8 protein-coding genes are annotated in these 7969 nt (G+C 76.5%); 1 reads left to right on the top strand and 7 read right to left on the bottom strand.

What is annotated here, in order from left to right:
• From L7D48_RS22705 to L7D48_RS22680, 7 genes are all read right to left on the bottom strand, one after another.
• The coding region (locus L7D48_RS22705; protein WP_237881916.1) for a CocE/NonD family hydrolase at window positions 1–1458 on the bottom strand (1458 nt) is incomplete at its 3' end.
• On the bottom strand, window positions 1455–2342 hold the full coding sequence (locus tag L7D48_RS22700) for a hypothetical protein (RefSeq protein ID WP_237881914.1): 888 nt from the start codon (window positions 2340–2342) through the stop codon (window positions 1455–1457). The genes L7D48_RS22700 and L7D48_RS22705, both read right to left, overlap by 4 nt.
• A 127-nt stretch (window positions 2343–2469) precedes the next feature.
• A complete protein-coding gene (gene amiA / locus L7D48_RS29215) occupies window positions 2470–2583 on the bottom strand; it encodes a streptamidine family RiPP (protein ID WP_240958231.1) in 114 nt (37 codons plus the stop codon).
• A gap of 56 nt (window positions 2584–2639) precedes the next feature.
• Complete coding sequence (locus tag L7D48_RS22695; RefSeq protein WP_237881919.1) at window positions 2640–3449, bottom strand: ABC transporter ATP-binding protein; 810 nt, start codon at window positions 3447–3449, stop codon at window positions 2640–2642.
• A gap of 79 nt (window positions 3450–3528) precedes the next feature.
• Complete coding sequence (locus tag L7D48_RS22690) at window positions 3529–4536, bottom strand: iron ABC transporter permease (RefSeq protein ID WP_237881912.1); 1008 nt, start codon at window positions 4534–4536, stop codon at window positions 3529–3531.
• Entirely contained in the window at window positions 4533–5537 is a 1005-nt protein-coding gene (locus tag L7D48_RS22685) for an iron ABC transporter permease (RefSeq protein ID WP_237881917.1), read from the bottom strand. Before L7D48_RS22685 ends, L7D48_RS22690 begins: the two co-directional genes overlap by 4 nt.
• Before the next feature lie 134 nt (window positions 5538–5671).
• A complete protein-coding gene (locus tag L7D48_RS22680; protein ID WP_237881910.1) occupies window positions 5672–6649 on the bottom strand; it encodes an ABC transporter substrate-binding protein in 978 nt (325 codons plus the stop codon).
• A gap of 90 nt (window positions 6650–6739) precedes the next feature.
• Between L7D48_RS22680 and L7D48_RS22675 the strand changes: the two genes are divergently transcribed.
• Entirely contained in the window at window positions 6740–7948 is a 1209-nt protein-coding gene (locus L7D48_RS22675; RefSeq protein ID WP_237881909.1) for a hypothetical protein, read from the top strand.
• Window positions 7949–7969: the final 21 nt, after the last annotated feature.

The raw sequence follows: 7969 nt of genomic DNA, 5'->3' as shown, positions 1-7969 counted from the left end.
GGAGGGCAGTACGTGCAGCACCAGCGCCACACCGCCGGGGTCGATCTCCCGGCGGGAGGCGAGCAGCCGATCGGCGGTCATCGGGTCCTCCCCGGTGTGCGGGTTGCGGGCGTGGGCCGGGAAGTGGTGTCCGGCGACCTCCAGGCGCAGCCGGGTGCCCGCCCGCAGCCGGCGCGCGATCCGGCCCAGGCCGATGGTGAACTCGGCTTTCCGGCCGGGTGGTTCCTCGCGCCGGACGACACCGGTGGCCAGCGGCTCGGCCCTCCCCTCCGGGGTGAGGGCGACGAGCCGGGCGGCCCAGTCGGCGGACGGGGCGTCGGCCGCGGCCCGCAGCCGCACCCGCACGGGGCCGACCGCGTCGAGCGGACGGGTCAGCGGTGGGGTGGCCAGCAGGCACCGGTCGGGCGTTCCGGCCGTGGGGACGGCGAGGTCGTCGGAGCGGACGGGGCGTTCGGGGTCGGCGGTGAAGGCGCGGCCGTGCAGGAGTCGTAGCCTCTGGGCGCGCGGCTCGCCCTCGGTGCCGGCGGGCAGCCACCGGTCGGCGCCGCCCAGCGCCAGTGCGCCGCGGTGTCCGGGGGCGAGTTCGCCGGCGAGGGCGCGGCGGGCCCAGCCGGCGTACAGCTCACCGAGGTCGACCCGGTGGGCGGGGCCTGCGCCGGGGCCGGGCGCGGCGGTCAGGCCGTGTCCCCAGGGGCCCGTCAGCAGCCGCGCCGAGGGGCCGCCCCAGGCGCGCCACAGGGCGTCGGTGTCCTCGGCGAAGGGGTCGTGGAGGCCGCTCACCGCGAGCAGGGGCACCGCCGCGTGCGCCGCCCGCGACACCAGGCGGCCCCGGTCGCGGCGGCGCCACAGGTCCGCCCAGGAGGGCAGGTCGCGGCCCAGCCGCTGAGGCAGGCCGGTCAGCGGCAGATGGGCGAGCAGGCCGGGGTCGGCGGCGAGGGCCCTGCCCAGGGCGTCTTCGTCGGAGTCGCTCCGGTCGCCGTGGGCGGCCCACCATCCGGCGCGGGCCAGCAGCCGCTCCACGCCGGAGGGTTCGCGCGCCGTCTCGGCGGCGCCGAGGGCGGGTACGGCGGCGAGGACCGCGTCGGGCCGGGCGTCCTCGGGTGCGTCGAGGGCGAGGACGAGTGCGCAGTGGGCGGCGTAGGAGGCGCCGGCCGCCACCAGTCTGCCGTCGCTCCAGGGCTGCCGCCGGATCCAGCGGGCGGCCGCCGCCCCGTCGGCGGCCTCGTTCCCGTACGGCCGCCAGCACCCCGGCGAGGCGAACCGGCCGCGTACGTCCTGGACGACGGCGGCGAATCCCCGGCGGGCCCAGCTGCTCGCCTCGGCCCGGTGGCGCAGGCGGTCGTAGGGGGTGCGCAGGAGGACGGCCGGGAAGGGGCCGCGGCCCGCGGGGAGGCGGACGTCGGTGGCCAGTCCCCCGACGGTGACCGGTCCCCCGGCGGTGGCACCGGACGGCGTCATCCGTCCCGCCCCTGCGCCGGGGGGGTCCTCGGCTCCCGGGCGGCCCCCGGCATCGGGGCGACCGCGGGTACGGGGAGGACGGGATGCGCGGTGACCGTCAGGGTGCGCAGGTCCACGCACCTGAGCCGGCGCCGCGCCGGGAGGCCGGTCTCCTCGGGGAGGCCGGCGGCCCACCGCAGCAGGTCGTCGGCGAGCAGTGCCGCGAGCAGGCCGGCCGCGGGAGTGGTGAGCCCGGCCGGGGCGCCGCGGACGCGGGGTCCGCTCCAGTAGGCGGCCAGTTCCCGGTGGGCGGGGGTGGCGGCGAGCCGGCGGGCCCTGACGTGGGCCGAGGTGACGTCCTCGGGAGCGGCGGCGAGCGGCTCGACGTACGCCTGCCGGCCCTCCCGGTGGCAGCGCAGCCAGGCGACGCCGTGCGCGGGCAGCCGGTCCGCGGCGTCCCACAGTCCGTCGGGCACGGGTCCGTCCAGGCACCACACGACGGCGGCGGGGTCGTCGTGGAGCAGATCGTCCAGGCCGCCCGGCGACGCGCCGGGAGCGGTGGCCCGGGCGGTGCGCGGCCGGGCGCCCAGGGCGGTCAGCTGCGCGGCGAGCGGTTCGGTGAGCACCGGGTCGCCCAGCAGGCGGACGTTTCGGCGGGCGGCGGGCCACCGCGGCCGCGGCGGGCCGTCCGTCAGGTAGCCGGCGTCCTCGAACGCCCTGACGAGGCGGCGCTGTTCGGCGTCCGCCGGTTCTCCGGCGGCGCCGGAGAGGAGACGGAGCAGGGCTTCCTCGTCGGCGCCCCGTGTCCGGACGCCGAGGAACTCCCCCTCGGAGGTACGGACGGCGAGACCCCGCCCGGGTACGGCGACGACCTCGACACCGGGTGCGAGCTGGCTGCGGGACACGGCGGTCCTCCTGTGAGCGGGTTGGCGGGTTGGCGGGGAGCCGGCGGTGGACCGGGCGGCGGGACGGGCGTGGGCCCGCCCGGATGGCGCCGGGCGGACCCACGTTCGAGAGCGGCTGGGCCCTCGCTTACTCCTCGGTGTCCTCGAAGGGGTTCTCGACGAGGGCGTTGGAGTGGGAGGCCGAGTCGTGGGCCAGCTGGCCCGGGTCGGCGATCGGCGTGAAGACCTGCTCGTTGTCCATGAACTCTCCTTGTTCGCAAGGGGATACGGCGTTCGAACGAGCGCCGCACTCACACCCTAGTGAATATGATTTTCATATTCCATACCTGGGAGGGGGTGATCTGGGTAACACACCGGCCAGCCCCCCTCGGGATCCCGGCCGACCCGGCCGGCCACCCTCAGCACATCCGCCAGCAGCCCCGGCGTGACCACGTCCTTCGGCGCCCCGTCGGCCGCCACCCGACCGTCCCGCAGCGCGACGATCCGCTCGGCGAACCGGGCCGCGTGGGCGAGGTCGTGCAGCACCATCACCACGGTGAGTCCGCGCTCCTCCCGCAGCCGGACCACCGTCCGCAGCACGTCGAGCTGGTGGTGCAGGTCCAGATAGGTGGTCGGCTCGTCCAGCAGCAGGACGCGGGTGTCCTGGGCGAGCGCCATCGCCAGCCGCACCCGCTGCCGCTCGCCCCCCGACAGGGCGTCGACGTCGCGGTCGGCCCACTGCTCCACGCCCACGTCCCGCAGCGCCCGGCGTACGACGGGGTCGTCGCCCTCGCGCAGCATGCCCAGCGGGCCGCGGGCCGCGTACCGCCCCTGGCGCACCAGGTGACGCACCGTCATCCCCGGCACGGCGGGCGCGGACTGGTGCAGCAGCGCCACCCTCCGGGCCGTGGCTCGCCGGGACAGCCGGGCCAGGTCGTCCCCGCCCAGCAGTACGCGCCCCTCGTCCGGCCGCAGCAGCCCGGCGGCCAGCCGCAGCAGGGTCGACTTGCCGCAGCCGTTGAGCCCGACGAGAGCGGTCAGCTCGCCCGGCCGGACGGTCATGTCGACCCCCCGCAGCACGGGCCGCTCCGGATACCCGAAGCGGACCCCCTCGATACGGATCCCCACGGACTCGGTGCCGGTGCCGGTGCCGGTATCGGTGTCGGTGCCGGTATCGGTGTCGGTCAACGGGCTTTCTCCTTCGGCTCTAGAACGTACGGTCCGGCGTGCGGCGCACGACGGCCAGCAGCAGCACGGCGCCCAGGCAGGCGGTGAGCGCCCCGACCGGCAGCGTGAGCCCTCCGGTCTCCAGCGCCGCCGTCAGCAGCCGCGAGGAGAGCTGCGCCACCGCGTCCGCACCGCACACCACGACCGCGCCCACCACGGCGGCGCCGGGAAGGCCCACCCGCAGGTCGGCACCGAAGAGGGCCACGGCCAGATGCGGGACGAGCAGCCCCACGAAGCCCAGCGCCCCGACGGCGGCCACCGCGCCCGCGGTCAGCGCCACCGCGCACAGCAGGGCCAGGGTCCGGGCCCGCCGGACGGGGAGGCCGGCGGCCAGGGCGGTCTCGTCCCCGCAGCGCAGCAGGGTCAGCGGTCCGGCCAGCAGCCAGGCCGCACTCCCCCACAGCAGCGCCCACGGCCACAGCAGGTGCCAGTGCTGCCACACCCGGCCCTCCGTGGTGCCCACCAGCCACTGCACGACGCTGCCGAGCTCGCCCGGCTCCACAAGGAGCACCATGGCGGTGAGCCCGCCGAGCACCGCGGAGACCAGCACCCCGTGCACGGCGGTGGCCGCGGGGTCGCCGCGGCCGCGTCCGGCCAGGAGCCACAGCAGCGCCGCTCCGGTGCATCCGCCCGCGCACGCGGCCAGGACGACGGCCAGTGGGGAGTCCCACCCGGCCAGTCCCAGGGCCGTCGCGGTGACGGCCCCGAGCACCGCTCCCGGCGTCACGCCCGTCACCTCGGGCCCGGCCAGGGGGTTGCGCAGGGCGGACTGCAGGACCAGTCCCGCCACGGCCAGGCTCGCGCCCGCGCCGAGTGCCACCAGCAGCCTGGGCAGGCGCAGTTGCAGCAGGATGTGGCGTTCGGTCGCGTCACCGCCGCCGCCCAGTACGTCCCATACCGTGGCCGGGGACATGCCGCGCCCGGCCACCAGTTCCAGTGCGGCACACACCGCGGCCAGTGCCGTGAGCGCCGCGAAACGCCGGCTCACCGCGTGCCCTCCGCTCCGGTCGCTCCGGCCGCTTTGGTCCCCTCGCGCCGGGAACGGCCGCGCCCGCGACCGCCCGACCGCGTCAGGACGATCCCGGCCGGCACACCCAGCAGGGCGGTCCAGGCGCCGACCGGCGTCTCCACGGGTGCCAGCGCCAGCCGGGCCGGCACATCGGCGACGGTGACGACGACGGCGCCCCACGCGGCGGACCAGGGCAGCCGGCGCACCGCCCCGGCCGCGGGTGCGAACCACCGGGCCAGGTGCGGTGCGAGGAAGCCCACCCAGGCCACGGGCCCGCACACGGCCGTCACGGGGGCGATCAGCACCACGGCGACGGCCAGCGCGGTCAGCCGGGCCCGCCGGGCGCGCACGCCCAGCGCCTCGGCGTCCTCGTCACCCAGCCGCATCACCGACAGCACCGGCGCGCACAGCACGAGGGCGGGGGCGACCACGAGCAGCCACGGCCACAGGCCCGCCACGTCGTCCCAGGTCCGGGCGGACAGGGAGCCGAGCAGGTAGCGGTAGACGAGCTGGAGGTCGAGCTGGTCGGCCATGACCATCAGGACGAGCAGCGCGGCCTGCAGCGCGGCGGCGACCGCCGCGCCGGTCAGCAGCACGGCGGACGGGCTGCGGCCCAGCCCGGCCGCGAGCAGTGTGAGCCCACCGCCGAGCGCGGCGCCGCCGATGGCCAGCAGGGGCTGGACGGCGGCGGGCAGGGACAGTGCCAGTACCAGGGGCGCGGCCACCCCCAGCGCGGCCCCGGAGGAGACGCCCAGCATCTCCGGCACCGCCAGGGGGTTGCGCAGCGCCTCCTGGAGCACGAGCCCTGCCGCCCCCAGGCAGGCGCCGGCGAGGAGCGCCAGCACCAGGCGGGGTACGCGCAGTTCGGTGACGACGATCCCGGCGAGCGTGGCCTCGCCCTCCAGCACCGCGCCGGCGAGCCGGTGCGGCGGGACGTGGGGGGTGCCGAGGCTCAGCGCGCAGACCGACGAGACGGCCAGCAGTACGGTCACCAGGACCGGTTGCCGCCACCGTGCCCGGCGCGAGGTGCGCCGGCCCTTCGCCGCCGCGCCTCCCGCCCCGGCGTCCTCCACCCCGGTTTCCTCCGCCGCGGTGGGTGCGGGCACGGGCGCCCTCACCGCAGCGCGGCCGTGGCCTCGTCGAGGACGATGCCCAGCGAGCGGGTGCCGCGGCCCTTGGCCCACACCTCCGGGTCGACCTCGTGGACGTCGCCGTCGCGCACCGCCGGGATCTTCCCCCACAGGGGATTGCCCGCCAGCTTCTCCGAGAGCCTGCCGTCCGCGTCACCGAAGCTCATCGTCTCGACGAACAGCACGTCGACGCCCTCGGCGAGGATCTCCTCGAGGCTGTAACTGCCCTCCACGCCACGGGACTTCCACGGGTATTCGGCGATCTTGGGGAACAGGCTGGCGGCCACGTCGGTCTCCGGGGTGGCGACGCCGAAGTTCTCGTCGCTGCCGTAGATGACGAGCGCGGTCTTGTCGCTCGGGGTCTTCTCGGCCTCGGCGAGCTTGGCGCGGAAGGCCTTCTCGGCCTTCTCCCCCTCGTCGGTGCGGCCGGTGAGCGCGGCGACGTCGCGCAGATATCCGACGCTGTCCTGCCAGGTCTCGGGCTGCATGGCCCAGAAGGTGGTGGCGCCCTTCAGCGCGGGGGCGAGCTTGCCGTGGGTGTCCCCCAGGCCGATCACGAGGTCGGGCTTGTGGGAGAGGATCGCCTCCACCTCCGGGGCTATGAAGCCGCCGGGAATGACGTCGACCTCCTTCGCCTTCTCCTTCCCCAGGAAGCCGGGGTGGGCCAGCAGCGCGCTGTTGGTGGCCGCGGGGACGATGCCCAGTTCGGTCAGGATGTCGTCGCAGAGGGCGAACAGGCAGACGATCCGCCGCGGTTCACCGTCCAGGGAGATCCTGGTGCCGTTGGTGTCGGTCAACTCCTTTGCGGCCTTGATGGGTTCGACGGTGACCTCGGTCTTCGCCCTGGGCTCGGCCCTGCCGTCCGCGGTCCCTTCCGGTGGCGATCCGCAGCCGGCCAGGACGGAACCCAGCACCGCTGCGGTGATCCAGCCGCGGGCGGATCTCGACGGTGAACGCAGCATTGACGCCCTCTTCTTCTTCTCGGGAAAGCCGGAACACGCCGAAGATACATGATAATCGTTTTCACTACACCGACTCACTGGAGGACCCCCATGCCCGCCACCGACCTCACGCTGCTCGTCTCCGACCACGTGGACGGCGCCCTGTACGCGCTGACCGTGCCGGACGGCACCGTCACGCACCGCCTGACCGGCCGGCACATCTCCGAGCACGCCGGGTTCCTGGCGCTCCCGGGAGGCCGGGTGGCCTGCGTCGACGACCGCCGTGGGGAGCTGCTGGTGCTCGACCCCTTCGGCGGCGAACTCGTGGAACTGGCCGTCCCGGTCGCCGTACCGGCCGAGCACCTCGCCTGCGATCCGTCCGGCCGCCGACTGGCCGTGACCACCGGGACGGGGAGGAACAGCGAGCCGTGGTCGGACCTGCTGACGGTCGTCGACCTCGCCACCGAGGAGACCTCCAGGGTCCGCACCCGCGCCGGCGAACCGGGGGTGACGGTGCCGGGCGGCGGCGATCCGCTGGTCGTCCTGCGGCACCGGGAACCCGGCGCGCTGGCCGTCCACCGGTTCGCGGACCTCCTCGCGGCGCCGCCCGGCTGCCCGCCGGCCACGCCCCACGCACTCCTGCCGCTGCCGGACGACGGGCACGGGGACGCGTACGCGCCCGGCCCGGGGCGGGTGTTCGCGGCCACGGGCGAGGGAGTGCACCGGGCCCGGAGGGCGGGCGACGCGCTCACGGCCGAGCCGGTGATCCCGTGGGGGTCGCCCGGCCGGGGCTGGTATCTGCGCCTCGACACCCGCCGGCAGGCGCTGTGGAGCACGCTGCGCGGCGGGGCACCCGACCCGGTGAGGTGGCCGGAGTGGACCAACCGGGCATGGCGCCACGACCTGGAGACGGGCCGTACACATCTGACCGATCTCGGCCCCGGCCTGGTCTTCCGCCTGGCGCTCTCCCGGCGCCACGCGGCCTTCGCCCGCATCCACCCCGACGGCGACGAGCTGGTCCTGCTGGACGCGGACGGCCCGGACGGCGCCGTACGCCGCCTGCCCCTGACCGCCATGGACGGCGCTCCGCGCCGCGGCGACACCCCCTGGGAGGGGGTCCAGCGCAGGGCGGTGGCCGCCTCGCCGGACTCCGACTGGGTCGCCGCCACCCGCGGCGGCCACGGCGAGGTGCACATCGTCGATGCGGAGACGGGCAGCGAGGCGGCCCGCCCGCGACTGGGCACCCCGCTGCACCACGGCGGCCACATGGTGCTGCGCGCGCGGGACGACGGCGCCGAGGGCGACCCCGTGGGCCGCTGACCCGGGTGGACGGGGCGGGGC

This window comes from Streptomyces sp. ICN903 (assembly GCF_022015835.1).
Lineage (GTDB): Bacteria > Actinomycetota > Actinomycetes > Streptomycetales > Streptomycetaceae > Streptomyces > Streptomyces fenghuangensis.
The sequence above is the reverse complement of the archived record's forward strand: the minus strand, read 5'-3'. Positions and strand labels throughout refer to the sequence as shown.

Excerpts from the sequence above, each read along its gene's own strand:
- amiA (WP_240958231.1), bottom strand. The coding sequence starts at position 2,583 with ATGGACAACGAGCAGGTCTTCACGCCGATCGCCGACCCGGGCCAGCTG.
- L7D48_RS22680 (WP_237881910.1), bottom strand. The coding sequence starts at position 6,649 with ATGCTGCGTTCACCGTCGAGATCCGCCCGCGGCTGGATCACCGCAGCG.
- L7D48_RS22675 (WP_237881909.1), top strand. The coding sequence starts at position 6,740 with ATGCCCGCCACCGACCTCACGCTGCTCGTCTCCGACCACGTGGACGGC.